The sequence below is a fragment of the Paraburkholderia dioscoreae genome (assembly GCF_902459535.1).
Taxonomy (GTDB): Bacteria; Pseudomonadota; Gammaproteobacteria; order Burkholderiales; family Burkholderiaceae; genus Paraburkholderia; species Paraburkholderia dioscoreae.
In genome coordinates this window covers 1,850,914-1,877,318 of the sequence record NZ_LR699554.1, presented here as the reverse complement: position 1 = coordinate 1,877,318, position 26,405 = coordinate 1,850,914, and the positions used below count along the sequence as shown (strand labels likewise).

The 26,405-nt window shown below is 63.6% G+C and carries 22 protein-coding genes; 13 read left to right on the top strand and 9 right to left on the bottom strand.

The features are described from left to right. Window positions 1-7 precede the first annotated feature (7 nt). Together PDMSB3_RS28600 and PDMSB3_RS28595 are read right to left on the bottom strand one after the other, a co-directional pair. Window positions 8-1,762, bottom strand: coding sequence for a cobaltochelatase CobT-related protein (locus tag PDMSB3_RS28600; protein WP_165189655.1), 1,755 nt, complete (start codon window positions 1,760-1,762; stop codon window positions 8-10). A gap of 5 nt (window positions 1,763-1,767) precedes the next feature. Next, entirely contained in the window at window positions 1,768-2,997 is a 1,230-nt protein-coding gene (locus PDMSB3_RS28595; protein ID WP_165188457.1) for an AAA family ATPase, read from the bottom strand. A gap of 396 nt (window positions 2,998-3,393) precedes the next feature. Here PDMSB3_RS28595 and PDMSB3_RS28590 point away from each other — a divergent pair, with 396 nt between their 5' ends. Next, the gene (locus PDMSB3_RS28590) at window positions 3,394-4,479 is read left to right on the top strand and encodes a porin (protein ID WP_165188454.1); all 1,086 of its coding nucleotides are present in this window, start codon (window positions 3,394-3,396) and stop codon (window positions 4,477-4,479) included. Window positions 4,480-4,497: 18 nt separating this feature from the next. Here the strand turns inward: PDMSB3_RS28590 and PDMSB3_RS28585 are convergent, their stop codons facing one another. Further along, window positions 4,498-6,858 carry an FdhF/YdeP family oxidoreductase gene (locus PDMSB3_RS28585; protein ID WP_007177399.1) on the bottom strand — a complete coding sequence of 787 codons (2,361 nt, stop codon included), beginning with the start codon at window positions 6,856-6,858 and terminating at the stop codon, window positions 4,498-4,500. Between the two features lie 531 nt (window positions 6,859-7,389). Here PDMSB3_RS28585 and PDMSB3_RS28580 point away from each other — a divergent pair. Further along, the gene (locus tag PDMSB3_RS28580) at window positions 7,390-7,635 is read left to right on the top strand and encodes a DUF6723 family protein (protein WP_007177397.1); all 246 of its coding nucleotides are present in this window, start codon (window positions 7,390-7,392) and stop codon (window positions 7,633-7,635) included. 40 nt (window positions 7,636-7,675) lie between these two features. On the opposite strand, the gene PDMSB3_RS28575 is transcribed toward PDMSB3_RS28580, so the two are convergent. Further along, window positions 7,676-7,912, bottom strand: a complete 237-nt coding sequence (locus tag PDMSB3_RS28575; RefSeq protein ID WP_007177396.1) for a hypothetical protein — start codon at window positions 7,910-7,912, stop codon at window positions 7,676-7,678. A 154-nt stretch (window positions 7,913-8,066) separates the two neighbouring features. Between PDMSB3_RS28575 and PDMSB3_RS28570 the strand changes: the two genes are divergently transcribed. The 4 genes from PDMSB3_RS28570 to tkt all read left to right on the top strand — a co-directional run bounded on the left by PDMSB3_RS28570 (window position 8,067) and on the right by tkt (window position 11,713). Continuing rightward, complete coding sequence (locus tag PDMSB3_RS28570) at window positions 8,067-8,327, top strand: hypothetical protein (RefSeq protein WP_007177395.1); 261 nt, start codon at window positions 8,067-8,069, stop codon at window positions 8,325-8,327. A 46-nt stretch (window positions 8,328-8,373) separates the two neighbouring features. Continuing rightward, a complete protein-coding gene (locus PDMSB3_RS28565) occupies window positions 8,374-8,544 on the top strand; it encodes a hypothetical protein (RefSeq protein WP_007177394.1) in 171 nt (56 codons plus the stop codon). A 278-nt stretch (window positions 8,545-8,822) separates the two neighbouring features. Then, window positions 8,823-9,368, top strand: coding sequence for a cupin domain-containing protein (locus tag PDMSB3_RS28560; protein WP_007177393.1), 546 nt, complete (start codon window positions 8,823-8,825; stop codon window positions 9,366-9,368). 260 nt (window positions 9,369-9,628) lie between these two features. Then, the gene (tkt, locus tag PDMSB3_RS28555; RefSeq protein ID WP_165188452.1) at window positions 9,629-11,713 is read left to right on the top strand and encodes a transketolase; all 2,085 of its coding nucleotides are present in this window, start codon (window positions 9,629-9,631) and stop codon (window positions 11,711-11,713) included. A 162-nt stretch (window positions 11,714-11,875) separates the two neighbouring features. On the opposite strand, the gene PDMSB3_RS28550 is transcribed toward tkt, so the two are convergent. The 4 genes from PDMSB3_RS28550 to PDMSB3_RS28535 form a co-directional block, all read right to left on the bottom strand. Continuing rightward, complete coding sequence (locus tag PDMSB3_RS28550) at window positions 11,876-12,961, bottom strand: hypothetical protein (RefSeq protein ID WP_007177391.1); 1,086 nt, start codon at window positions 12,959-12,961, stop codon at window positions 11,876-11,878. A gap of 256 nt (window positions 12,962-13,217) precedes the next feature. Continuing rightward, complete coding sequence (locus PDMSB3_RS28545; protein ID WP_007177390.1) at window positions 13,218-15,548, bottom strand: hybrid sensor histidine kinase/response regulator; 2,331 nt, start codon at window positions 15,546-15,548, stop codon at window positions 13,218-13,220. A gap of 4 nt (window positions 15,549-15,552) precedes the next feature. Continuing rightward, window positions 15,553-15,783, bottom strand: coding sequence for an alpha/beta fold hydrolase (locus PDMSB3_RS28540; RefSeq protein ID WP_007177389.1), 231 nt, complete (start codon window positions 15,781-15,783; stop codon window positions 15,553-15,555). Window positions 15,784-16,087: 304 nt separating this feature from the next. Then, the gene (locus PDMSB3_RS28535) at window positions 16,088-16,990 is read right to left on the bottom strand and encodes a YihY/virulence factor BrkB family protein (protein WP_165188450.1); all 903 of its coding nucleotides are present in this window, start codon (window positions 16,988-16,990) and stop codon (window positions 16,088-16,090) included. A gap of 193 nt (window positions 16,991-17,183) precedes the next feature. On the opposite strand from PDMSB3_RS28535, the gene PDMSB3_RS28530 reads away from it, so the two are divergent. From PDMSB3_RS28530 to PDMSB3_RS28500, 7 genes are all read left to right on the top strand, one after another. Continuing rightward, complete coding sequence (locus PDMSB3_RS28530; protein ID WP_165188448.1) at window positions 17,184-18,335, top strand: ligase-associated DNA damage response exonuclease; 1,152 nt, start codon at window positions 17,184-17,186, stop codon at window positions 18,333-18,335. Then, window positions 18,332-20,008, top strand: coding sequence for an ATP-dependent DNA ligase (locus PDMSB3_RS28525; RefSeq protein WP_165188446.1), 1,677 nt, complete (start codon window positions 18,332-18,334; stop codon window positions 20,006-20,008). Before PDMSB3_RS28530 ends, PDMSB3_RS28525 begins: the two co-directional genes overlap by 4 nt. A gap of 349 nt (window positions 20,009-20,357) precedes the next feature. Beyond that, a complete protein-coding gene (locus PDMSB3_RS28520) occupies window positions 20,358-20,816 on the top strand; it encodes a response regulator (RefSeq protein ID WP_007177385.1) in 459 nt (152 codons plus the stop codon). A gap of 224 nt (window positions 20,817-21,040) precedes the next feature. Further along, on the top strand, window positions 21,041-21,907 hold the full coding sequence (locus PDMSB3_RS28515; RefSeq protein ID WP_165188444.1) for an SDR family oxidoreductase: 867 nt from the start codon (window positions 21,041-21,043) through the stop codon (window positions 21,905-21,907). 179 nt (window positions 21,908-22,086) lie between these two features. Then, a complete protein-coding gene (locus PDMSB3_RS28510; RefSeq protein WP_007177383.1) occupies window positions 22,087-22,635 on the top strand; it encodes a (2Fe-2S)-binding protein in 549 nt (182 codons plus the stop codon). Beyond that, a complete protein-coding gene (locus tag PDMSB3_RS28505) occupies window positions 22,632-23,636 on the top strand; it encodes an FAD binding domain-containing protein (RefSeq protein ID WP_165188442.1) in 1,005 nt (334 codons plus the stop codon). The genes PDMSB3_RS28510 and PDMSB3_RS28505 overlap by 4 nt, the downstream gene beginning before the upstream one ends. Further along, complete coding sequence (locus PDMSB3_RS28500; protein WP_007177381.1) at window positions 23,633-25,882, top strand: xanthine dehydrogenase family protein molybdopterin-binding subunit; 2,250 nt, start codon at window positions 23,633-23,635, stop codon at window positions 25,880-25,882. Before PDMSB3_RS28505 ends, PDMSB3_RS28500 begins: the two co-directional genes overlap by 4 nt. A 51-nt stretch (window positions 25,883-25,933) precedes the next feature. On the opposite strand, the gene PDMSB3_RS28495 is transcribed toward PDMSB3_RS28500, so the two are convergent. Then, the gene (locus PDMSB3_RS28495) at window positions 25,934-26,338 is read right to left on the bottom strand and encodes a PRC-barrel domain-containing protein (protein WP_035517214.1); all 405 of its coding nucleotides are present in this window, start codon (window positions 26,336-26,338) and stop codon (window positions 25,934-25,936) included. Between the last annotated feature and the right edge of the window lie 67 nt (window positions 26,339-26,405).

The window sequence follows — 26,405 nt, the reverse complement described above, 5'->3', positions numbered from 1 at the left end:
GCTGGTGTCAGCGTGCGAGCAGCATCGAACTCAACACGGAAAACACTGTCGCCGGCAGTTCGGCGAGGCGGCTCACTACCACGTTGTGCGGATAGAAGTCCTCCACCGCATCGGTCAGCACGCCGATTCCCACCAGTTCGATACCGCACTTGCCGATGGCCGCAATGCGCTCGCGCAGATCGCTGCGCAGCACCTGCGGATCGCCGTCGCCGGTGGACGGGTAGCCGTCGGAAAACATCATCAGAATGCGCCGTTCGGCCGGGTGATCGGCGAGCCGTGTCGCGGCCCAGGCCAGCGCCTCGCCGTCCGGATTCTCGTGTCCGCAGTCGATGGCGGCGATCCCGCTCAGATCGGTCGCGCCAAAGCGTTTGTAGACCTTCAGATCGAGCCGTTCGACGAAGCGGTTATAGCGCCGTAAATCCGCGCCGGCGGCGAGTTGCCGCGCGTAGAGCTGCTGCATGGGCAAGGATTCGACCGAGCAATAGCCGAGTACTTCGCAATCGAACGACAACTGCGTGAGCGCATCGCACAGGGCGGCCGCGCACTGGCGCGCGAGTTCGATCTTGCGGCCGGCCATCGAGCCGCTGCGGTCGATCAGCAGGGTCACGGCCACGTCGCGTCCTTTGGCGGGCCGCTGCGTGCGAAACGGCGTGCGATAGCCGGGCGAGGTCGCGAGTTTGGCCAGCGCAGTGCGATCGATCTCGCCGCGCTCCTGCTCACGGCGCCAGCGTGTGCGCTCGTCCGCGCTCAGTGCGCGTTCGAGCTTTTCCTTGAGCGGCGCGGTGTCCGCGCGAGCCTGAGCTCGCAGTTCGCGCCACGCGGCGCTGTCGCCCTGGCCCGTGAGATCGCGGATGTCGTCGAATTCGGTGGCGAGCGGAATCGACAGCCGGGCTCGCGATGCATCCGCCGCGGAGCTGGCTGCTTCGCCTTCGGAACGCTCGGACGGCTGTTGCGCGTCTGCCAGCGATCGACCCATGCCGACCGCGTTGTCCGCCTGCGCGCCGCCGCTTCGATCCGACGGCGGCGAGTTCGCGCTGTCCTGGTCGGGCAGCACGGTGTCGTCGTCATCGAGCGGCGTGGACGGTGACGCGGCCGTTTCGGTATCGATGTCTTCGAGCGCATCCGCTGTGAACGCCATGCTGTTCACTTCGCCTGCCGACAGCGCGCGTACGCGCGCCACGAGCGCCTGCGCCGACGCGATGCTCTGCGCGGTCGAGCGGCTCGCGCGAGCATCGTGCAGCAGATCCTGCGCGGCATGCAAGGCGGCGAGCAGCGAATGGCTGGCTTCGGTCCTGGTGGGCGCTTCGTCCCACAACGCGCGTTCCACCAGCCAGACCAGCCTCTCGCGCCAATGCAGCTTCGGCCAGCGTTGCCGCACACGCTCGGCGGCATGGAGGCGCAACTTGCCGATGAACCAGCGCGCACCCGGATATTCGTCGAGCAATTGCCCGCACACACGGCGGTCTTCGATCATCTGCGCGAGATTCGCGGCGACGCCCGAGGGCAGCGCGTCGAGTTGTGCGAGCGAAGCATGCTTGGCGCGCGCGACCAGCAGATCCAGATAGCCGATCAGCACGTCGCGGTCGATCCCGCCATTCAACTCGTAGTCGGGAATGACGATGCGGCCAGGTTCCACGCGCGGACCGTCCGGACTGAACGCGACCGTCACGCCATATTGCCCGGTCAGCACGCGGGCGACCTTGCTGAGCGTGGATTCGAACGCGAAGCCGCGCGTGTCACGCATGTCACGCGTGGCGTGCATGGCGTTCACGCGTCGGGAGCCGGCGCGATGTGATGGCGGATGATGCCGCGAATCAACGCGGCGTCTTCCGGGCTCACCTTCGCGTAGATGGCGGGGCCGGCGGCGCGTTCGGGGTCGCCGGTGCGCAGCATCAGTTCGGCCCAGTCGAGCAGGCGCCGCGTGGAGAATGCGCTGGAGAGGTCTTCGCGAGCGAACGCCGCGCGGCAGTCGGCGGCGATCGCGGCGAGCGTGGTGGCGAGCGTGCGTGTCATGTGCGGGGCGAGCGTGGCCATCAGCACATCGGCTTCTTCAGCGGGTGTCAGATAGTCGAGCAGATACACGCGCCAGCGATCCAGAAACGCCTCGTTCATCAGATTGGCGCCCTGATACAGATGCCGGAACTGACTCATCGCACCGACCGCGTTCGCCGTGGCGAACAGCCGGAAAGCCGGATGCGGCGCAACGATTTCGTTGCCTTTCTCTTTCAGCACGAGGCGGCCGTGCGGTTCGAGCACGGCGGTGAGGGCGGCGAGAATAGACGGCTCGGCAAAATCGATTTCGTCGACGATCAGCCAGAGACCTTCGCGCATGGCCGTGGGCAGCACGCCGTCGACCCAGATCGTCTCACCGCCCTTGACCGTCCAGAAGCCGACAAAGTCGCCGACGGTGGTCTGCCCGTTCATGTTCGAGCGCAGCACGCCGTGACGCGAACGCGCCGCCACCTGTTCGATCAGGCTGGTCTTGCCGGCGCCGGTGTGGCCGATCAGCATCACGCGCCGGTTTTCGACGATGTCCTCGATAATGTCGTTAAAGCGCTCGGAGAACAGATAGGCGCGGTTCAGACGCGGCACGAGCGGATTGTCGGCGCCGCAGGGCACATCCACATGGCCGACTCGCACGGTTTCGCCCGTGCCTTCCGCCTGCCTATGTTTCGCCGCCGTAGCCCGCGCCGCGGCGCGCAGCAGTTCCGGCATGAAGGCGACGCGTCCGGCCGCGGACTGCTCGCTGGCGGCGTCGTCCGTGTCGATTGCGAAGCCTTCGCGGCGCCATTTCTTGAGCTTCGCGCGCAGATTCTCCGCGTCCACCACGAGATCGATATCGACTGCGCCGGGTCCGCCGCCGTTGTCGACGCCATGTTCGAGGCGGTAGTTTTCCGGTCGGTCGGCCACACTCACGCGCCACCATTCCGCGCCGTTTTCCGTTGCGCGCTGGTAAAGGCCAAGGTTTTCGTCTTCGGTCAGTTCAGGCGCATTCATGGCAAAGGTTGAAGAGTCGATAACGAATAATGCGTTGCGATCTGGCTGATGCCGGATGACCGACTATCTTATCTTGAGCGGCTTTCGATCACCCATTTCGGGTCTTTGCCGTGCGTGTCGAGTGCGTGGGCCGCAAGAATTAATTGCGTGAACCGGATAGGCGGGCACGCGCGTATCGCCTATAGTTCGACGAACCGGCGATGTAGTTTCGCAACATCTCTCTCGCATTTCAGGCTGAGTTTCGCACTGGGCTTGCTTCACAGCGGTCTGCAGCCCGCGCATCATCGAAACTGGCAACGGCGTGTTCAAGTAGTTTTGAAACATTCGCAGTCTGCTTTGCCCTGCATCGCCATATAAAAAACTCACGGCAAAACAATGAGACTACGTACAAAATTAATGGCTGCTCTCGCAGTGGCAAGTCCGCTGGCATATGGTCAAACGAGCGTGACGTTATATGGCCGCCTCGACGCGGGCCTGGAATATCTGAATCACGTCAGCAATGGCGCAGGCGGCAGTTCAAGCCGTTGGAGCGCCGAGGGCGGCGATTGGGGCACCAGTATGCTGGGCCTCAAAGGCAATGAAGATCTGGGCGGCGGGCTCAATGCCATCTTCAACCTCGAAACCGGGTTGCAGGTCATGAACGGCACGACGAGCGGCGGGCGGCTGTGGTCGCGTCGCGCGTTCGCCGGTTTGAAAAGCGAGCAGTGGGGCACGTTGCAGGCCGGCCGTAATCTGTTTATCGACAGCGACGGCGTATGGGAATTCGACCCGTTCGTGCAGCAGGCGTTTTCGTCGGCCTCGCTCGTGCGCGGGCGCAACTGGCAGCAGACCAGCAACAACGTCGAGTATCACAGCCCGGTGTTCTGGGGTTTCGACGTGCAGGCACAATACGCGTTCGGCAATCAGCCAGGCGCCTTCAACAGCGGCGCGGCCGGCGAGTTCGGCCGCTCGGACGGCATCATGCTGACGTATCACTCGCCGCTCTTCGACGTGCGCGGCATCTACGACGAACTGCGCGACGCCAATGGCCGCTTCAGCAATATCTTCCAGGCGTCACGCGAATATTTCGTGGGCGCCAATGTGCGTCTGAACGCGGTCAAGATCCAGGGCGCCTATACGCACTACTCGGCGCCCGATTCGCCGGTCGGCGTGGCCGACACCGCCGATCACTACTGGCTCGGCGCTACCTACAGCTTCCTGCCGAGTTGGGCCGTGACGGCGGGCGGCTACTACGTGAAGGTAGGGGACGGCTCGGGCGATGCCGCGCACGACCCGTCCGGCCACGCGATGATGTACGTGCTCGGCACCACCTACAACCTGTCGAAGCGCACTTTCCTGTACGGCACGGTGGGCTATGTGCACAACGGCAGCAACTCGAACTTCTCGCTCGAAGCATCGCCGCGCGATGCGGCCGGCAACACGAGTCCGCTCGTCGGCGAATCGCAGACCGGCGCTTATGTCGGCATGCTGCATCAGTTCTGACTTGCGCTTTTTGCATCGTCAGGCGGCGGCCTGCCCGACCGCCGCCGATTTGCGCAGCCGCACCGGAATCGACTTCGAGGCCGGCACCTGACTCGATTTCGCGTGATGCGAGAGCGGAATCAACCGGTTGCATTCCGGGTAATAGCCCATGACGCAGCCAGGCGGAATGTCGAACGCGTGGACATGCATGCCGTCGACCTCGCGCGCGATGCCGTCGTTCGAGTCGGTGGAGATGCATACCGCGGCGCCTTCCGCCAGACCGAGCCGGGTCATGTCGTCCTGATGCATGAGCAGCACGTCGCGTGTGCCATGCACGCCGCGGAAGCGGTCGTCGGGACCGTAGACGGTGGTGTTGAACTGGCTGTCGCCGCGGGTCGTCATCAGGCGCAACACGTCGGGGCCGCGCGAGGGCATGTCCGCGTCCTCGTCGAGCGTATCGGGCACGATGAAATTCGCCTTGCCGCTTTCCGTGTTCCATTTGCGCTCGCACGCGGCGAGCGGCCGGTGGAACCCACCCGGCTGCCTGAAGCGCTGGTTGAAGTCCTTGAACTGATCCGGATAGGTGCGCTCGATCGCCTCGCGCACCAGCGCGTAATCGTTCACCCAGGCATCCCAGTCCACGTTTGGATTGCGCGGCAACAGCGCCTTCGCGATGCCCGCGACAATGGCCGGCTCGGATAGCAGCATATCGCCGGCCGGTTCGGCGAGTCCATGCGAACCGTGCACGCACGCCGTGCTGTCCTCCACACTCACCCATTGCTCGCCGCCCGCCTGGCGGTCGATCTCGATGCGCCCGAGGCACGGCAGCAGGTAGGCGACTTCGCCGTGCAATAGATGGCTGCGGTTAAGCTTGGTCGCGATCTGCACCGTGAGCCGCAGCCGCCGCCAGGCCGGATCCATCACATGATGATCGGGAATCGCCACCTGGAAATTGCCCCCCAGGCCGATGAAGGCTTTGACCTTGCCGTCGAGCACACCGCGGCAGGCTTCGACCGTGGTCAGGCCTTTGTCGCGCGGCGGCTCGAAGCCATACAGTTGCTTCAGCTTGTCGAGCGGCGCGAGTTCAGGCTTCTCCGTAATGCCAACCGTGCGCTGTCCCTGCACGTTCGAGTGGCCGCGAATCGGGCAGATACCCGCGCCCGGCCTGCCGATATTGCCGCGCAGAAGCAGCAGGTTCGACAGCATCTGCACGTTATGCACGCCGTTGCGATGCTGCGTGATGCCCATGCCGTACAACACCATTGCGGCGTTCGCTTGGGCATAGACCCGCGCGGCGTTTTCCAGCGCGGCGCGGCTGAGTTGCGAGTGCTCCTCGATTTCTTCCCATGAGGTAGCGCGCATGGCGTCTGCGAAGGCTTCGAAGCCGTGCGTGTGTTCGGCGATAAACGCCGCATCCAGCACACGCGGCGCGCCGTTGCGCTGCGCGTCGTCATCCCATTCGATCAGCAGCTTGCAGAGTCCGGCAATCGCGGCCGCGTCGCCGCCGATCTTCACCTGATGGTATTGCGTGCTGATCTGCGTTTCGGAGGGGGTGAGCATGTCGAGCGGCGACTGTGGATTCGCAAAGCTGACCAGTCCGCGCTCCTTGAGTGGATTGAAAGTGATGATCTCCGCCCCGCGTTTGCGCGCGTCCTGCAACTGATGCAGCATGCGCGGCGCGTTGGTGCCCGTGTTGTGGCCGAAGAACAGCATGCAGTCGGTGTGCGTGAAGTCTTCGAGTTGCACGGTCCCGACCGGCACGCCGATCGATTTAGGTAAGCCAACCGAAGTACTCTCGTGACACATGTTCGAACTGTCGGGCAGGTTGTTGGTGCCATACAGCCGGGCGAGCAGCGCATACATGTACGAGGTTTCGAGCGAGGCGCGGCCGGAGGCATAGAACACCGCCTCGTTCGGATCGATTGCTTGCAGTTCTTTCGCGATCCCGGCGAATGCATGTTCCCAGGTGGTTTGCACGTAACGGTCGGTCGCGGCATCCCAGCGCATCGGCGCGGTCAGACGGCCGCGCGATTCGAGCTCGAAGCCGCTCCATGAGCGCAATTCGCTCAGGGTGTGCGCGGCGAAAAAGTCGGCATTGATGCGTTTGTTGGTGATTTCCCACGCGGTCGCCTTCGCGCCGTTTTCGCAGAACTCGAAAAGGTGCGGGTCCGCGGGTTTGGCCCATGAGCAACTCACACAGGCGAAGCCGTCAGGCTTGTTCTGTTGCGACAGAATGCGGCTGCCGTTCAACGTGACGTGTTCCTGCACGAGAATCGACGCGACTGCTTTCACCGAACCCCAACCGCCCGCCGCGTTGCGGTATTCCTTGAGCGGGGCACTGGCGGGTGTGGCGTCTGTTGCGCCGTCTGTCGATGTTCCGGTGATCTGATCCGTACTCATTGTTCGCTCCTCGCGGGTTAGCCGGTGCTTGAATGCCGGCTCGCACGAAGGAGTCCGCAATTACCGGACCACCGGATTAATTTGCGCTTACAACCTTCGCCATTTTGGCAACGTTCGGCAGCAAGCGGCGCTGACGGGCGGCGGTTTGACAGGGGGATCGCCTTCGGGGACATGTGCCGGACCGCTCGGCGGCACGTCGTCAGGCGGAGGCGACGGGTCGGGATCGGTGGTCGGAGGCGGCGTGTCGGGATCGACCTCCGGCGGGGTCGGCGCATGCAGGCGAAGATTCGGCATGCGAGGTGCGCTCGTTATGTTCATCGTGTTCTCCGTGTGATGCGTGCCTGTCGGCGAGTCGGTTTGTCGATTGCAACCGGCATGCCACTCGCCTTTTATTTCGCGCAGATGCCGGTGCTGGCCGTGTGGAACGGCTATTGCTCGGTCACGGCATGCGCGTGGTGCCGAGCGGCGATACGCCCCCGCCATATCACTCCGAACATGACGCACTGAAGTGCAGGGACAAGGGAAAGACAAATGGCGCGACATAAGGCCGACGTTGCTGACGACGACTTCGAGATTTACGCCAGCTATCACGGGACAGGCGACGGCCGTTACGTAGGTGGACTGAAGGTTGTCAGGAAAGCGGACAGAAAAATTCTGTTTCCATTCGACGGCGCGCCCGAAATCGGGCCGTACGCAACTGCCGACGAGGCACGCCGTGCCGCGATCGAATATGGCCGGGAGATCGTCGCTGCAGATCGCGCGGCTCCTGAGAAATGACGATGGCGGCGCGTGCGCGCCGCCGCAATAACGGATTCTTTTATGGCATGCCGCCGAGCGACGGAGAAATCGTACTGCCGCGGCCCGGGTCGTCGGGATGTTCGTCGGGCACCCTCGGACGTACCGCCAGCGGCGGATGGGTGCGGTAGCAACTATCGATCGACGTATCGGCCAGGCAGCGTTGGAATGCGTCCGCGTCGTTCTTGTGCGCGAACAGGTACAGGGTCCGCTCAACCTGCACTTCGGTATCGGATACGCGAATCGTCGTCATCGTCATGATGTTCTCCTTTTTACAATGTTGAACCAGACCTCCGTACCGAATGCCGCAATGGCCGTGCCCAAGTCCCGCGCGCGGGCGATCCACATAATTGACGGAGAGGGACCGGATGTTGCTGCTGTGAACACCTACCCGACACCCGAAGGAGGTCGACATGCAGAATGACAAACCCCAGCAAAGTCCAGACGAACAGACAGCGGAGGCGGTAAAGCAGCGCAACCGGCCGAGCGGCACGCACTACGTGGAACCGAGCCCGCTCGGTATCGAGCCCGTAGAACAGACCGGCGTGGACAGGCAGACCAATCCGCCGCGTTCGAGCGAGCGCCCGGCGCAAACGGCCGAAGTACCGCTGGGCACAGGCGCGCATGCCGAGCCGCCGGGAGGCGGTGGACGCGAGTCACAGCGCAAGGACTGACGCGGCGTGTGCTGAACGGTACGCACCCAAACCAACGGAGAGACGCATGCAACACGACAATGAACCGCTGAATCCCGGCGACGAAGCTTCGGCCGATGCGCCCGGCGTCGGCGAAGATGTATGCCGTGCGTGCCACGGCACCGGCACGGTGGAAGGCGTGCAGTGCACGCTATGCGGCGGCACGGGAAAAGTGCTGCAAGGCATAGGCGGCGGCTGAGCGCAATGAGGCTGCGCCGCGATTGCGCCGCCGCGACTACGCGACCCGCGATCGCGCCAGCCAACGCCGCGCACATAGTGGCAGACACGGAGCATTAACTTCATATGTTTGCAAAATTCGTCCACCGACATAGCTCTGCGCGCACAGCGGCCTATAAGACCGTACGTGCCCAGGCAGGCGCGCTTTATGCGGCGCTGAATGGCCCACCGGGGCCGACGCATGCGCCGGCTTCGGGAGAGCACTGCGAGCGTCAGGATCAGGACGCAAAGGAGCAAACCATGTACAACGATTCGAAGCATGGATTCGATGTCGCTCAGACCGAGTACGAAGCCTTCATGCTGGAGCCGCACGACTGGGTGCCGAATAACCGCAAACTGCCGGTGGTGATTTACCGGCGCGCGCTCATGCCGGACAGCGGCGATCTGGCGGCGGCGTTCGAGATCCTGTTCGAGCGCAACGCGTGGCCGCCGCAATGGCGCGACGGCATCTTCGACTACCATCATTTCCACGCCACTGCGCACGAAATACTCGGTGTGACGGACGGTTCCGCGCAGGTGATCGTGGGCGGGCCAGGCGGCAGGGTGGTGACGCTGTCCGCCGGCGACGCGCTCCTGCTGCCGGCCGGCACCGGCCATTGTCTGCAATCGTTCGCGCGGCATTTTCAGGTGGTGGCCGGGTATCCGGAGGGCCAGCAGTGGGATATCCGCCGCGAAGCGCTCACGCCGGATGAACTCGCTACTATGGAGGCGTTGCCTTTCCCTTCGCTGGATCCGATCGACGGCAAGCATGGGCCACTGGTCGAACACTGGCTGCATGCGGCTTGAAACGCGTTTGCATCACTTTTCGCTTGTGCGGGCGCCGAACGGGTTCGCACCGCAAGCCCTCTGAAAGGCGGTTCGCTTCCAGGCGCGAGCCGTCTCATTCCGCATGACACGCGCCGTGCAGGTTTGCGCGCATCGGCGCATCATCGTTGAGCCTCGCAGCGGTTCCTCATGCGTTCTGCCCCGTCAACACGGTTCGCCGGGTGCGCCGAAGCACGCAGCGCGTCCCGGCCGTCTCTTCAACGCCGAACAAGGAGTGTCCCATGCAAAACGATCCCGCCCTCGACCAGCTGTGTATCAACACGATCCGCACGCTGTCGATGGACGCTGTGCAAAAGGCCAATTCCGGCCACCCCGGTACGCCGATGGCACTGGCACCCGTTGCCTATCACCTGTGGCAAAACCATCTGCGTTACGACCCCGACGAGCCGCTCTGGCCTAACCGCGACCGCTTCGTCTTATCGGTGGGGCACGCCTCGATGCTGCTGTATTCGCTGTTGCACCTTGCGAACGTGAAAGCCGTGGACGACGCCGGCAACCCGACCGACGGACCCGCGGTCTCGCTCGACGATATCGAACATTTCCGCCAGTTGGGCAGCAAGACACCGGGCCACCCGGAGTACCGGATGACCACAGGCGTCGAGACCACGACAGGCCCGCTTGGGCAAGGGCTCGGCAATAGCGTCGGCATGGCGATGGCGGCACGCTGGTACGAGAGCCATTTCAACAAGCCCGATGCGCCGCTGTTCGACTATCGGGTCTACGCGCTGTGCGGCGACGGCGACATGATGGAAGGCATCTCGCACGAGGCGGCTTCGCTCGCCGGTCACCTGAAGCTGTCCAATCTGATCTGGATCTACGACAGCAACCGCGTGACGATTGAAGGCCACACCGACCTCGCTTATAGCGACGACGTGGAAACCCGCTTTCGCGGCTACAACTGGCACACGCTGCATGTGAGCGACGCGAACGACGCCGCCGCGCTCGAAGCGGCATTCGTCGAAGCGAAAAGCATTACCGACAGGCCGACGCTGATCGTGGTGCACAGCATAATCGGCTGGGGTGCGCCGCATAAGCAGGACACCTCGGCGGCGCACGGCGAGCCGCTTGGCGTAGAAGAAGTGGCGCTCGCCAAGAAAGCGTACGGCTGGCCCGAGGATAAATTCTTCTATGTGCCCGACGGTGTGCGCGAACGCTTCGCGGCGGGCATCGGTGCGCGCGGCAAGGCGGCGCGCGAGGAATGGCAGGCGAAGTACGACGCCTACAACAAAAAGCACCCGGAACTCGCGCGTGAATTCGCGCAGATCGAAGCGCACGAATTACCGGCCGGTTGGGACAGCGACATTCCTACCTTCGACGCGGACCCGAAGGGCGTTGCCTCGCGCGAATCGTCGGGCAAGGTGCTCAATGCGATTGCCGCGCGCGTTCCGTGGATGATCGGCGGCGCGGCCGACCTTTCGCCGTCCACCAAAACCAATCTGAAATTCGAGGGCGCGGGCAGCTTCGAACACGATAACTATGGCGGCTGCAATCTGCATTTCGGCATTCGCGAACACGCGATGGGTGCGGCGGTAAACGGCCTCGCGCTGTCGAATCTGCGGCCGTTCGGCTCGACCTTCCTGATTTTCGGCGACTACATGAAGCCGCCTATCCGGCTCTCGGCGATCATGGAAGTGCCGGCCATTTACGTGTTCACGCACGATTCGATCGGCGTCGGCGAAGATGGTCCGACCCATCAGCCAATCGAGCAGCTCGCCTCGCTGCGCGGCGTGCCGGGACTGACCGTGCTGCGTCCGGGCGATGCCAACGAGGTGGCCGAGGCGTGGCGCGTGGCGCTTGCCGATCCGCGGCGGCCGTCGTGCATCGTCGTGTCGCGCCAGCCGTTGCCCACGCTGGACCGCAGCCGCTATGCGGCCGCGAAGGGCACGCAGAAGGGCGCCTACGTGCTGGCCGATGCAGCCGGCGGGCAGAAGCCGCAGGTGATCCTGATGGCGACGGGCAGCGAACTCTCGGTTTGTGTCGACGTGTACGAGAAACTCAAGGGCGAAGGCATTGCGGCGCGCGTGGTGTCGATGCCGTCATGGGATATCTTCGAGCGCCAGGACGAGGCGTATCAGGACTCGGTGCTGCCACCGGATGTGGACGCGCGCGTGGCGGTCGAGCAGGCAGCTTCGCTTGGCTGGGACCGCTATGTGGGGCGTCTCGGCGCGCAGGTGGTGATGCATACGTTCGGCGCGTCCGCGCCGCTTGCCGAGCTGAAGAAGAAGTTCGGCTTCACGCCGGAGCATGTATACGAAGCGGCAAAGCAGCAGATCGCGCGGGTGCAAGGCAAGCGCAGCCAGGAGTAGGGGAGTAGGGCACGCATAGCGTGCCTGGAAAAAAATCCGGCGGGTGTCATGAAATGACACCCGCCGGATTTTTATTTGCAGCCTGGATTCGTGCGACGTCAACGCTGCGGGATCGACTGTGGCCTCATCTGAGGCAAAGACCGTGCTAAAAAACCCGCGGCATCAATTCGCCGGAATCGTCACCACCGGCGCCTTGCTACTGGTGTCGGCCTCGGCAAGCGCCATCAGATTCTGCACCACCGTGAACGCGTATTTCGAATCGAAGTCGTTGCGATCGACCCAATATGTCGACGGACCGTACGCAATCATCACATACGCGTTATCGGGCGGTGTCTTGCCCGAGTGCACGATGATAGTCGGCCGCGTCTCGCCGCCGATCAGCCCGACGGTCGGCTTGGTCGATCCATCGCTGATACGCTCGACGGGCACCTGCACCTGGGCGCCGAGGTCGGACAGGATACCGAGCACGGAACGCGTCACCATCGGAATCTTGTCGCCCTTCTGTGAAGCCGACGACGGCCCATAGACGATTTCATAGGTCCGCGTAGTCGAAGACAGATGCAGCAGCTTGCGCACGCGCGCAAGATCGGCCGCCGTGGCTGCCGACTCGCCGCTTGTGGTCGCGCCCATCACCAGATACACGCCCATTGCGCCGTTTTTCCCGTCCGCCTGGCGCGACTCGACATTCAGCTCGCCCGCCAGTTGCAGGCGCCGCAACGCTTGCAGCAATTCGAAGAAACCCGGCGCGCCCGCGCTATTTTCGCCGCCGAGCGCATTGCCGTTCTGCAAGCCGCCCACCGATTGCGCGGTGATGCGCAACAGCAGATCGATCGGAATGCCGCCCTCGGCAAGCGGCAACACCAGCGCGGGCGCAAGCGGTCGGATATAGGCGGACGCAAATGCTTCGCCGGTGGTCGGCGTGAAGGTGAAGGTCGGATGATTCGAATAGGACACGCTGCCCGTCGCGAGCGCATAGCTCGGCTGGCTGCCCGAGCCGGCATTGGCGGTCGCGCCGCCGGTGGCGTCGAACGTATAGGCGGCGATGATGCTGCTGACCGTCAGGAAGGCCGGCGCGTCGCCGTAACGCAGGCCGACCACGGCAGCGAGAATCTCGCGTTTTTTCGCGTCGCCGAGGGCGCGCGCATAGTCCACCTGGTCGGCTTTCAGGCGGGACGGTCCGATGTGTACGCAGGCGGAAGCGAGGCAGGCCGCGCACAACGCCGCGGCAACGGAAGCGGTTCTGATCATAACGGCGAGGAGAGCGGAAGATTATCCGCTGAAGAATGGGCCCGCAACGGCGGTAGCAGAACCTATTCCCGAATGCGCGCGTAAAGGCGCCGATCTCCGTTTTCGTCCTATGAATTCGAGCTGTATCCGCCCGGATCTAACGGTGGAGGCAACGCGCAGGAATTGCTATTGCGTTGCAATATTTGCAGGAGCGCGCGCACCGGTTACGTGTGGATTGCGCGGATATCGCGTCTGTCCCGCAAGCCGCGCTCACCGCTCATACCCGCTGCCGGCTTAACACCCGTTGCAATTCCCGTGGGTCGACCGGTTTCGTGAAGTGGTGGTCGAACCCGGCGGCCACGGCGGTTTGCTTGTCCTGCTGCTGGCCCCAACCCGTGACGGCGATCAGCAGAATGCCCGCGTCCGGGTAATCGCGGCGAATCCGCCGCGCCATTTCGTAACCGTTCAGGAGCGGCAAGCCGATATCGAGAATCACCGCCTGCGGGGCAAATGCGTCGACCCGTTCGAGACCGGCAATGCCGTCGCCAGCGGTGCGCACTTCGTGGCCTTCGAGTTCGAGCACCATCGCGAGGCTCTCGGCGGCGTCCGCGTTATCGTCGACGACCAGCACGCGCAGGCCGGCCGCGCGCGGCGTTTCGGGCGGCGTGCTGTCGGACGGCTGCGAAGCGGTTTTTGTCAACGGCAGCCGGATCATGAACTCGCTGCCTTTGCCGGGGCCCTCGCTGAAGGCAGCGACCGTGCCGCCATGCAGTTCGGCGAGGCCGCGCACCAGCGCGAGACCAATGCCGAGGCCGCCCTGCGAGCGGTCGAGAGCCGGCGCGAGTTGCGAGAACATTTCGAATACGCTGTCCAGATGCTCGCCCGGAATGCCGATACCGGAATCGCGCACGACGATCACCGCTTCGTCGCCTTCGCGTTCCGCCGCGAGCGAGATGCTGCCGCCAGGCGGCGTGTACTTGGCGGCGTTGTTCAGCAGATTCAGGATCATCTGCGACAGGCGCGTGGGGTCTGCGATCAGATACAGCGGCTCGCGCGGCAGCGTCACGCTCAGATGGTGCGACGAGGCCTGCACGGTCGGCCGCGCCGCTTCCATTGCCGATTGCATCGCGCGCGCCAGTTCGAGCCGTTGCTTGCGCAACTCGAGTTTGCCTTGGGTGATGCGCGAGACCTCCAGCAGATCGTCGACCAGGTGGGTCATGTGTTGCAGTTGCCGGTCGAACACGTCGCGTGACCAGCTCAATTGCGGATCGGCGAACTCCTTCAAACGCAGAATTTCCAGCACGTTGCGCATCGGCGCAAGCGGATTGCGCAGTTCGTGCGCCAGCGTGGCGAGGAATTCGTCCTTGCGGCGGTCGGCTTTGGAGAGTTCGAGATTGAGCCGGGTGAGTTGCTGTTCGGCGCGCCTGCGCTCGGTAATGTCGCGATTGATGCTGACCGCGCCGTAGACATCGCCTCGCGCGTTTGCAAGCGGCTTGACCACCGTTTCGCAGACGCCGCGCGAACCGTCGCGCCGCACGAACGGCAACTCGCTGCGCCACGTGCCTTCGGCGGCGAGCGCCGCCAGCGCTTCCCGGCGAATGCCCAGCGCCTGTTCCGGCGGCAGGAACATCGCGACCGGCCTGCCGAGAATCTCCCGCATGCGATAACCGAGCATGCGTTCGCCGCCCACGTTGAAGTCGGTGATATTGCCGCGCAGATCGGTGATCACGATCGCGTCGCTCAAGTGCTCGAAGATCGCTGCCTGGCGCAGCAGCACCGTCTGCGCTTCCTTGCGTTCGGTGATGTCGATGCCGAGGCCGTAGATCATCAGCGGCACGCCGTGGCGGTCGTAGGCGGCGCGCCCGCGGCCTTCCATCCAGCACCAGTCGCCGCTCGCATGCAGAAAGCGGAACTCGGCGACATAGTCGTCACCGGTTTCCACCGCGTGATCCACCGCCTCGTTGAGCGCGATCAGGTCGCCCGGGTGAATCCGTTCGAAAAAACCGCCGGGCGTGTGCGCAAAGCGTCCCTCGGCGTAGCCCGCGAGCGCTTCCAGCTCGCGGCTCCACCAGAATCTGCCGGACTTCGGCTCGTGCGACCACGCGCCCATGCGCGCGCCGCGCATGGCGAGACTCAGCACGTCGCGGCTTTCCTGCAACTCTTTCTGCGCGAACTGATGCGCGGCCACGGACGCCTCGGCATTGCGCCGCGCGAGCAGCAGCTCCTGCTCGTACTTATGACGATCGGCGACGATCAGTACGGCCACTTCGAGGTAGGTGGCCTCGCCATGACGGCGGCGCACGGCATTGAGCAGCATCGGCAGCATATGGCCGTCCCGATGCATCAAGCTGAGCTTGACCTCGGCAACCGAACCCTGCATTTGCAGGAGCGGCGCCCAATGCGTCTGATAGAACACTTTGCCGCCGGCGCTCAGCAGATCCTGGATCTGCCTCGTCCCGGCGAGTTCAGCTGTCTGATAGCCGAGCCAGCCGCAGAAGGTTGCGTTCACGCGCAGGATACGGCCGTTGGTATCGGTGACGAGCAGGCCGCAGGCGGCATGCTCGAACAACGCATCGGCAGCGGGCAGCGGATAGTCCGTGCTGTGCATCGCGTTACGGGCTCACCGGCCCGGGAAAGGCGCTCATGGCAGCCGCGCTTGCGCGAGGCGAAATCAGGTGCGGACAATGGCCGACGTGATCGACCCGCACCATGCGGCATTCGCCATGAAACGACGGCGCGAGATAGCGCCGCATGCTCTGATCGCAACCGAAGCCGTGCACCAGCACTGTGGTACGTTTGCCGCTGCCGGAAATCTGTAGGTGGTTGCGCTGGGTGATGCTCATTGTCGGATCCTGAAGCCCGCCGGGGCGGAGCGGCGATTGCGCGCGATTACACGAAGCGTGCGCGCCGGCCAGTATTCAACAGAATGTTACCGCAGTCTCGCCGCCTGGCCGCGCACTTGCGTCGTTGCGCGCATGGCGCCTGCGCGCGGAACGAGGTGGCTCGCGTCTGACGGCGCTCGCATCGTTTGGTTCCGGATTGCACGCGATTCCTTGTTAGCCAGCCTGGGCGATGCAATTGGCATCAACTGTGACGCGAGGGGTTCATGGACGCGAAGACCCCGGCGGGTTCTTCGTTCAGGTCGCCTCAACCGGTCTCTATCTTCGGTTGCGGCGCCTCGCGCGGTTCGATTCCGAATCGTTCGTATTGCGAAATCACCTGGGCGCCGAATAGCAGCAACGTGGCGAGCCATTCCAGGCTGAACAGGATCACGATCGCCATGGTCAGCGAGCCGTATACCACGCTGACTTGCGAAAGGGTCGCGAAATACCAGACCAGCACGTGCCGGGTGATCTCCCACAGCACGGCGGCGACCACGCCGCCGAACAGGGCATGTTTGAGCGAAGGGCGCCCGACCGGCATCACCATATAGATCGAGGTCAGCACGAAGATTTCGCCCGCGAGGCCGAGCAGATACAGCACGGCACGTGAGAGGCCTTGCAACGAAACATGCAGGCCGAACAGGTCGATGCCTTCGGCGCCGATCGCCTCCAGGCCGCTCGATACGAAGGTGACGATCAGCAGGCCGACGCCGAGAAAAAGAATGTAGCAATACGGCAGCATGGCCGACAGCAGGAAGTGCCGCCGTCGCACCACCACGCGGTGGACGAAGATCAGCGACATCGCGTTCTCGAGCACGGTGAAGGCGAGCGAGCTGAAGAAGATCATGGTGAGCAGCAGAACCCAGCCGATGACTGCGCGATGTGCGAGAAAATTGGCCAGTTCGCGCACCAGCGCGTTGGACTGCCCCGGCACCAGCCATTGCAATAGATGCGCGAGCGCCGCCAGCAGAACATGTTGTGGCACGACGCGCGACAGGGCGATCACGATCAGGATCATCAGCGGCACGATCGAGAGCAATGCGTAATACGCGACTGCACCGGCTAGCAGCAAGCCCTGGTTCGCGCGGAATGCCTTCAGGGTTTGCAGCACGAATGTGCCGGGATGTTTCGCCACATACAACGCGTGATCGTCGATGATGGTTTGCATGGGGCCTCACGGCGCGTTGAGGAGTCTGAGGGAATACAGGGTAGGACGACGCGCTTGCCTTGTTACTTAAGCACGTATGCGGCCATACTGGGGCACACTGTTGTTCCTGCGCGTCGAATTGTTAAAGCGTGCCAGGAATGCAGTTTGCTTGGGGGCTGTGTCGCTGTTGCATCAACCTGCTTCAGGATCCTACTTGAATATAGCCTCTGACCAAGCGGACCTCGCGGACCTGGTGGTCGCACGGCCCGAGGGATTGTATTGCCCGGCGGGCGACTTCCATATCGATCCGTGGCGCCCTGTCGAACGGGCCGTGATTACGCATGCGCATTCCGATCACGCACGCTTCGGGCATCGGCACTATCTTGCGTCGCGAGCGGGGGCGAACGTGCTGTTGTCGCGTCTGCCCGGCATTTCGCTGCAAACTCTGGCGTATGGCGAGCGTATCGATCTCAACGGTACGACCGTGTCGCTGCATCCCGCCGGCCACGTGCTGGGCTCGGCGCAATTGCGGATCGAACACCGCGGGCGCGTCTGGGTTGCGTCGGGCGACTACAAGCTCGACCCCGACCCGACCTGTGACGCTTTCGAACCGGTGCGCTGCGATACCTTCATTACCGAGTCGACCTTCGGCCTGCCGATCTATCGATGGGACGCGCCGCAAACCGTGTTCGACGGCGTCGATTCCTGGTGGCGTCATAACGTTGCGCAAGGGCGCGCTTCCGTGTTGTTCTGCTATTCGTTCGGCAAGGCGCAGCGCGTGCTGGCAAGTGTCGATGCGGGCATTGGGCCGATCTTCTGTCACGGCGCCGTTGAGCCGCTCAATCGCGCGTATCGGGAGGCCGGCGTGCGCTTGCCGCCGGTGCGTCTCGTGAGCGAGATGCCGGCGATGGACAAGGCGGCTTTCCGTCAGGCATTGATCGTGGCGCCGCCTTCCGCGCAGGGCAGCGCATGGCTCAAGCGCTTCGGCGACTATAGCGACGCGTTCGCGTCGGGCTGGATGCGTCTGCGCGGCGCACGCCGCAGACGCGGCGTCGATCGTGGCTTCGTGCTGTCGGATCATGCTGACTGGCCGGGCCTGCAAACGGCCATTCACGCGACGGGAGCCGAACGCGTGATCGTCACCCACGGATCGGTCGAGCCGATGGTGCGCTGGTTACGCGAGCACGGCCTCGAAGCGGGCGCGTTTGAAACGCAATACGGCGACGATACGGTCGAAGCCGATGCCGCGGGTGCGGACGAAACGGCCGCCACGGGTAGCGTATCGTTCGAGCCCGAGTCGGTGGGCAAGCAGAACGAGTCTGCCGACAAAGACGTCACCCCGGTCGATCCCGCGAGTAGCGCATGAAACGCTTCGCCGCCCTTTACACCGCGCTCGACGCCACCACGTCCACGCACGACAAACTCGAAGCCCTTACCAGCTATTTTGCGGCGGCGGAGCCGGAAGATGCCGCTTGGGCGTCGTATTTTCTCGCCGGCGGCAAGCCTCGCCAATCGGTGCCCACGCGTCTTTTGAGCGAGATCGCGCGCGAGCGCGCCGGTCTGCCGGCGTGGTTGTTCGAGGAGTCTTATCATGCGGTGGGCGATCTGGCCGAGACCATCGCCCATATCCTGCCGCCCGCGCAGCGCAACTCCGAACTGGGTCTCACGCAGTGGATCGAGCACCGCGTATTGACCTTGCGCGGTGCGGCGCCGGAAGAGTTGCGCACGCGTCTCATCAACTATTGGGACGAACTCGATTGGGGTGGCCGTTTTCTGCTGACGAAACTGATCGGCGGCGGGTTTCGCGTGGGCGTAGCGCGGCAACTGGTGGTGCGGGCGCTTGCGGAAGTGGCGGGCGTCGATCATAAGCGGATCGCGCAACGCATGGTCGGCTGGACCGACTCGCGACAGAAGCCCGACGCGGTGCGCTACCTGCGTTTGATCGCACCTGAGGCGACCAGCGACGATGCGCAGTCCGGTGCGCCCCAGCATGACAGCGATCTCGGACTGCCCTATCCGTTCTTTCTCGCCCATCCATTGCAAGCCGATCCGGCAACGCTCGGCGACCCATCGCAATGGCAGATCGAATGGAAATGGGACGGCATTCGCGCGCAACTCGTCAAGCGCGGCGGGCGGGTGTGGCTGTGGTCGCGCGGCGAGGACCTGATCACGGACCGGTTTCCCGAAGTCGCGGCGCTAGGCGAAGCCTTGCCGGAAGGCTTCGTGATCGACGGCGAGATTCTCGCGTGGGAACCCGGCGCAAGCGCGCCATTGCCGTTCGCGCGTTTGCAACCGCGTATTGCGCGCAAAACGCTGACGAAAAAAATCCTCGCCGATTCGCCCGCCACGCTGCTTGCCTACGATCTGCTCGAAGCGCACGGCCAGGATCTGCGCATGACGCCGCTCGCCGAACGGCGCGCGCAACTGGATGCATTGGCAACTACCGTGGACAGCACGCTCGCACGCGATCTGCTGCGCGTATCGCCGCTGGTGAGTGCGCCCGATTGGCAAGCCCTCGCGGCGCTGCGCGACGAGAGCCGGGCGCGCGGCGTGGAAGGTCTGATGGTCAAGGAGCGCGAGTCGATGTATGGCGTGGGCCGCACCAAGGCCTCCGGCACGTGGTGGAAATGGAAGATCGATCCGTATGCGGTGGACGCGGTGCTGGTTTACGCGCAGCGCGGCCACGGCCGCCGTGCGAGTCTCTACACCGATTTCACATTTGCGGTGTGGGACGAAGCGGACGGTGTGCGCACGCTGGTGCCGTTCGCCAAGGCTTATTCCGGTCTCACTGACGAAGAAATGCGCCAGGTGGATGCGATCGTGCGCAAGACCACGATCGAAAAGTTCGGGCCGGTGCGCAGCGTAACGCCCACGCTCGTATTCGAAATCGGTTTCGAAGGCATTCAGGCGAGCCCGCGTCATAAGTCCGGCGTGGCGGTGCGGTTTCCGCGCATGCTGCGCTGGCGCACGGACAAACATATCGACGACGCCGACACGCTGGCAATGCTCAAAGGCTTCATCGACGACCGTGCGGGATAACCCGCTGAGTAGAAATCCCTAAAGCCTCGAATGCGGGCTGCCTGATGCACACGGCAAGCGCGATCTGCACAGCAGTTGTGCGTTTCACCGACGCGCAAACACTCGTTCGCGCGCACTTCGCAGTGCCTCCACGCCCTCAATCCACGGGCGATGATTTGTGACGTGAGCTATGGTTGTGAGGTAAAGCCTATGCGGTGGCGCGCTGGGCGCGGCCGACGCAATCCGCAACGCAAACCGAAGCCTTCGTCGGGTGCAGGATGAGTTTTGTCTGCACGTCGGGAGCGAATCTTGCGCGCGTGTTCCGAGGTGCCCGTGAGTGGCGCGCGTAAGAAAAGCCAGGGAGAAGAGGGTGACGTTCGACGACCAGATGGATGATAACGACGACGTCGTAGTGTGGCGGCCAATCCAGTATGCGATGGTGTCGCACCGGCGTGTGCTCGTGGTGGACGATTACCGGGAAGCGGCAGACGCATTGCAGGTATTGCTGAGTGCCGACGGCTTCGAGTGCCGCGCGCTCGAAGATCCGCTTGCAGTGTGCGACATGGCGCGCGAATGGCAACCGTTCGCGGTGGTACTGGACATCAAGATGCCGGGGCTGGACGGTCTGGAACTGGCGCGCCGCCTGCGCGCCCATGCTTCGACTTCCCATATGTTGCTGGTGGCATGCACCGCGTTTGCTTCGCGTGACGACCGGGTGCGCGCCAAAGCCGCCGGGTTCGACGCGCATTGCGCGAAGCCGCTGACGCCCGAGCGCCTGTTGCGCGTACTCGAATCGGCGGCGGCGCTGAACGTGGCCGGACCGCCGTAAAGGCTGCGTTCGCTTTGAAAAAAATTCTCCATATTGCCGCCCCCGATATTCATGGTGGATTGAAGCAGACGCATGAGATTCATCGAAGCTGCCGGTTCTCGTTCCACAGCACGACGAAGTTTTTCGGCCTGCGATAAACCGCGGGTCCACGGGTTGCTGAATACGTTGGCATGCGGTGTGTCTTTCGCACACCGCCCATGTCTATCGCACTCGGGAGATTCGTCATGAGCGACACGCAGCGTCCTACACCGCCGTTTCCGAAGCAGCAGCAAAACCACACGCCCGGGCACACGGCGGAAATGCAACCTCAACCCGATCACGGCGAGCGCTCCTATCGAGGTTCGGGACGGCTCGCGGGTAAAGCGGCGATCGTCACGGGCGGAGATAGCGGAATTGGCCGCGCCGTTGCCATTGCGTTCGCGCGTGAGGGCGCGGACGTACTGATTTCGTATCTGAACGAGGACGACGACGCGCGCGAGACCGCGCGCTGGATCGAGGAGGCAGGCCGCAAGGCGGTCCTGCTGCCTGGCGATATCACGAACCCCGCGCACTGCAATGCGATCGTCGACAGAGCTATCGAGGTTTTTGGCCGGCTCGACGTGCTGGTCAACAACGCCGCGTATCAAATGAGCTACCCCTCGCTCGAAGCGATCAGCGACGAAGAGTGGGACAAGACCTTCGATACGAACATTGGCGCGATGTTCAGGATCACCCGGGCCGCGGTCAAACATATGAAACCGGGTGCCGCGATCGTGAACACGACATCGATCAATGCGGATCACCCGAACCCCGGTTTGATCGCCTACGCGGCGACCAAGGGCGCGATTCAGAACTTCACCGGCGGCCTTGCGCAGTTGCTCGCGGAGAAAGGTATCCGTGCGAACTGCGTGGCGCCGGGGCCCATCTGGACGCCGCTGATTCCCTCCACCATGCCGCCGGAGAAAGTCGAGCAATTCGGCGCGCAGGTGCCGATGAAGCGCCCCGGCCAGCCGGCCGAACTGGCGGCCGCCTATGTGATGCTGGCATCCGACGAAGCCAGCTATATCTCCGGCGCGACTATTGCGGTGACGGGCGGATCGCCGATCATTTAGGTTTGTTGAATATCGGCAGGCTATCGGGAACCACCTGTTTTTTACCCGCTGTTCGACGATGTAGCCACGTGCACTCCGTCGCGGCCCGAGCGCGCGGCGGTGTGTGCTGCAGTGGCACGTCGCTTGCGCATTTCCGCTATATCGCGCTGCGACCCATCGTCAGGAGAAGGAGAATACCCATGAATACCCCCACCATAGAGACTCCGCTCGATCTCGCGCCGAGCGAAGCCGAGCGCATGGCCGTGACATTCGAAGTCAACGGTAAAACACGGCATTTCGAAGTGGAAGCATGGACCACGCTGCTCGACCTTCTGCGCGAACACTGTCAGTTGAGCGGCACCAAAAAAGGCTGCGATCATGGACAGTGCGGCGCCTGCACGGCAATCGTCGACGGCCGGCGGATCAACACGTGTCTCGCACTGGCGGTCGTGCACGACGGCGCAACGATCACGACGATCGAAGGCCTCGCCGACGGCGACACGCTGCATACCATGCAGCAGGCTTTCATCGACCACGATGCGTTCCAATGCGGTTACTGTACGCCGGGGCAGATCTGCTCCGCTGTCGCCATGCTCGACGAAGGCCACGTGAAGTGTGCCGACGACGTGCGCGAACTGATGAGCGGCAACCTCTGCCGCTGCGGTGCCTACACGAACATCGTGGCCGCGATTCTGGATGCCGCGGATCTGCCGGACCCGCAGCACGGCGATGAGGGAGCGCGCTCATGAACCGCTTCTCCTATACCCGCGCCAGTGCGGTGCCTCAGGCAATCGATCAGCATCGCGCCAATGGGACTGCTGCGTTCATTGCGGGCGGTACGAACCTCGTGGACCTGTTGCGCGAAGACGTGGCGCATCCGGCGGTGCTCGTCGATATCAACCGTTTGCCGCTGAGAAAGATCGAGGCGACTGATGCAGGCGGCCTGACGATCGGAGCGCTGGTGACCAACAGCGCGCTTGCGTATGACGACACGGTGGCCGCGCGCTACCCGTTGCTCGCCAAAGCGATTCTGGCCGGCGCGTCCGCGCAGATTCGCAATGTGGCGACAGTCGGCGGCAATCTGTTGCAACGCACCCGTTGCCATTATTTCTACGACGCCGGTACGCCCTGCAACAAGCGCGAGCCGGGAACGGGCTGCCCGGCGCTGGAAGGGGTGAACCGCATTCACGCGATACTCGGCGCAAGCGAGCAATGTATCGCCGTGCATCCGTCGGACATGTGCGTGGCACTGGCGGCGCTCGACGCCAAGGTTCATGTCGCCGGCGGGAACGGCACGCGCACGCTGCCGTTTGCCGACTTTCACCGCTTGCCCGGCGATACGCCGCACATCGACTCGAATCTGCGCGACGACGAATTGATCACGGCGATCGAATTGCCGAAAGAGGGTTTTGCCGCGCATCACGCTTACGTGAAAGTGCGAGACAGGGCTTCGTATGCGTTCGCGCTGGTGTCGGCGGCTGTGGGACTGGAACTCGAAGGCGACACGATCGTGAACGCGCGTTGCGCGCTCGGCGGCGTGGCGCACAAACCGTGGCGCGATGCTGAAGCCGAAGCCGTGTTGCGCGGCAAGCGTCTCGAAGCGGCCGCCGTGCGCGATTTCGCGGCCATGCTATTGCGCGGCGCTCACGGCCGCCGCGATAACGCGTTCAAGATCGAACTGGCGGCACGCGTCATCGCGCGCGCGTTCGAACTGGCGACGCAACGTTCGTTTGAGGAGACCGCATCATGAACCGCGCCGAAATGTTGCCGGCCGCGCGCGCTACCGGCGTGCCGCATAAGCGCGTGGACGGCAGGCAGAAAGTGACGGGCGCCGCACAATATTCCGCCGATTTCACGGCCGAGGGGCTCACCTATGGGTTCGTCATATCGAGCACGATGGCAACCGGCCGTATCGTATCGATCGATTCGTCCGCCGCGCTCGAACTGCCTGGCGTGCTGCTCGTGCTGACGCATCAGAATCGCCCGGAATTGCCGCTCGAAGACAAGCCTTACAAAGACATGGTCGCGCCAGGCGGAAGTCCATTCAGGCCGCTATGGGACGACCGCGTCTGGTATAGCGGACAACCGGTCGCTCTGGTAGTTGCTGAGTCGCTGGAATTGGCGCGCCATGCGGCAGCGCTCGTGAAAGTCCGTTACGAGGCCACGCCGCACCAGACCGATCTGAGCGAAGCGGTAATGAGCGCCGTTCCGCCTTCCACGGAAAAAGGCGGCTTCGAACCGCCGCCGCCCGCGCGTGGCGATGCGGATAGGGCGCTGGCGAGTGCTGTCGCGCGCGTCGATACTTTCTACAGCACGCCCGCGGAGTATCACAATCCGATGGAAATGCACGGCTGCACCGTGGTGCCGGACGCGCAAGGGCGTCTGACCGTGTATGAAAAGACCCAGGGTGTCGGCAATACCAAGTCGTATCTCACCAGCGTATTCGGTTTGCAGGACGACGAGGTACAAGTGATCGCGCCGTTTGTCGGCGGGGCGTTCGGCTCGGGCTTGCGGCCGCACTACCATCTCGCACTTGCGGTCATGGCCGCGCGCGAGCTGAAACGGCCCGTGCGGCTCACGTTGACACGGCAGCAGATGTTCACGTTTGCTCATCGCCCGCAATCTATCCAGCGTGTCGCATTGGGCGCGGGCGCCGACGGCAGATTGCAGGCGGTGATTCATGAAGCGGTGGCGGAAACCTCGCAATACGAAGATTACTGCGACGTAGTCGTCAATTGGGCGGGCCAACTGTATTGCTGCGACAACGTCAAGATGGGCTACAAGGTCGCGCGAATCGACGTGCCGACGCCTGCGGACACGCGCGCGCCGGGCGCGGCGCAAGGTCTCTTTCCGCTCGAAATGGCGATGGACGAACTTGCCGAAGCCTTGCAGATGGATCCGCTCGATCTGCGATTGATCAATTACGCCGAGCGCGACGCCAACAAGAATCTGCCTTTTTCGAGCAAGGCTTTGCGCGAATGCTATCGCGAGGGCGCGGCGCGCTTCGGCTGGGAGAGACGGCCGCTAGCGCCGCGCGCCCGGCGCGAAGGTCACGAACTGATCGGCTGGGGCATGGCGACCGGCGCATGGGACGCCATGCAGAACGAAGCGGCGGCGCGCGCGGTCATGACGCGTGACGGACGGGTGAAGGTTTCCAGTTCGACCGCGGATATCGGCACCGGCACCTACACTGCAATGAGCCAGATCGCAGCCGACGCGCTCGGCGTATCGATTCACGACGTTACTTTCGAACTCGGCGACACACGCTTGCCGAAGGCGCCGATTGAAGGCGGCTCGTGGACCGTATCGTCGGTGGGCAGTGCGGTCGATGTCGTCTGCAAACGGTTGCACAACCGCCTTGTCGATCTGGCGAGGCAATATGGCGGCGAACGCTTTTCAACCGTTGGGCGCGATAGCATCCGACGCTCGGGCGCGCGGCTCATTTGCGGCACGAGTGCGGACGACGCGATCGGCATCGACGCACTGTTCAGCCGCGCCGGAATCGATGAACTCGACGAGCAGGCGAGCGTCAAGCCGCATGAAAAACAGCAGGCGTATTCAATGGGCACGCATTCGGCCGTTTTCGCTGAAGTTCGCGTGGACGAAACGCTTGGCACCGTGCGGGTGACGCGCGTGGTCAGCGCGATCGCCGCGGGCCGCATCGTCAACCCGAAGACGGCGGCCAACCAGATCGCCGGCGGCGTGGTGTGGGGCATCAGCATGGCGCTGCACGAGCACGGCCAGTTCGACCATGCGCTCGGGCGGCAGATGAATCACAACTTCTCTGAATACCATGTGCCGGTGAATGCCGACATCCATGATATCGACGTGCTGTTCGTCGACGAGCACGACGACGTTGTCAATCCGTTGGGCGCGAAAGGCGTAGGCGAGATCGGCGTGGTGGGCGTGGCCGCCGCGGTGAGCAATGCGGTGTGGCATGCAACCGGCAAGCGGGTGAGGGCACTGCCGATCACGTTGGACAAGCTGCTCGGCTGAGGCGCGCTACGTCTGGAATTTTGTTCCTCGGGAACGCGCCGGTCCGTATCTTCAGTCCGGCGCGTACTTGAATTCGGGCAGCGCTTCGAGCGATTTTTTCGTAGCCTCAGGCAGCACCACGCGGCGATTGTTGATCTGGAGGTCATTGAACGGAACGGCGACAAGGTGTTTGCCCATGCCCAGAAAACCGCCTACCGAGAGGATCGCGTATGTGCCGCGGTCCGCCGTGGGCGACACGATCAGATCGTCCAGCGTGCCGATCGTGTCCTTGTTTTTGTTGTAGACATCGGCGCCACTCAGCTTCGACGCGCGATAGCCGCTGGCGAGCTGGACCACGTCCGTGCGTTTTTCCGTAATCGCCTGCGGAGCGCCTTGCGCGTAGGCATTGCCATACGACGCGAGCGTGACGAGCAGCAAGGCGGTGGCGGCCAGCGGTTTGATGTGTATTCTTTTCATGACGTTATTCTCCCTGATGTGGACATGGCGCTTTTCGCTGCGCGCTGCGTCGGCTTTGATTGAGCAG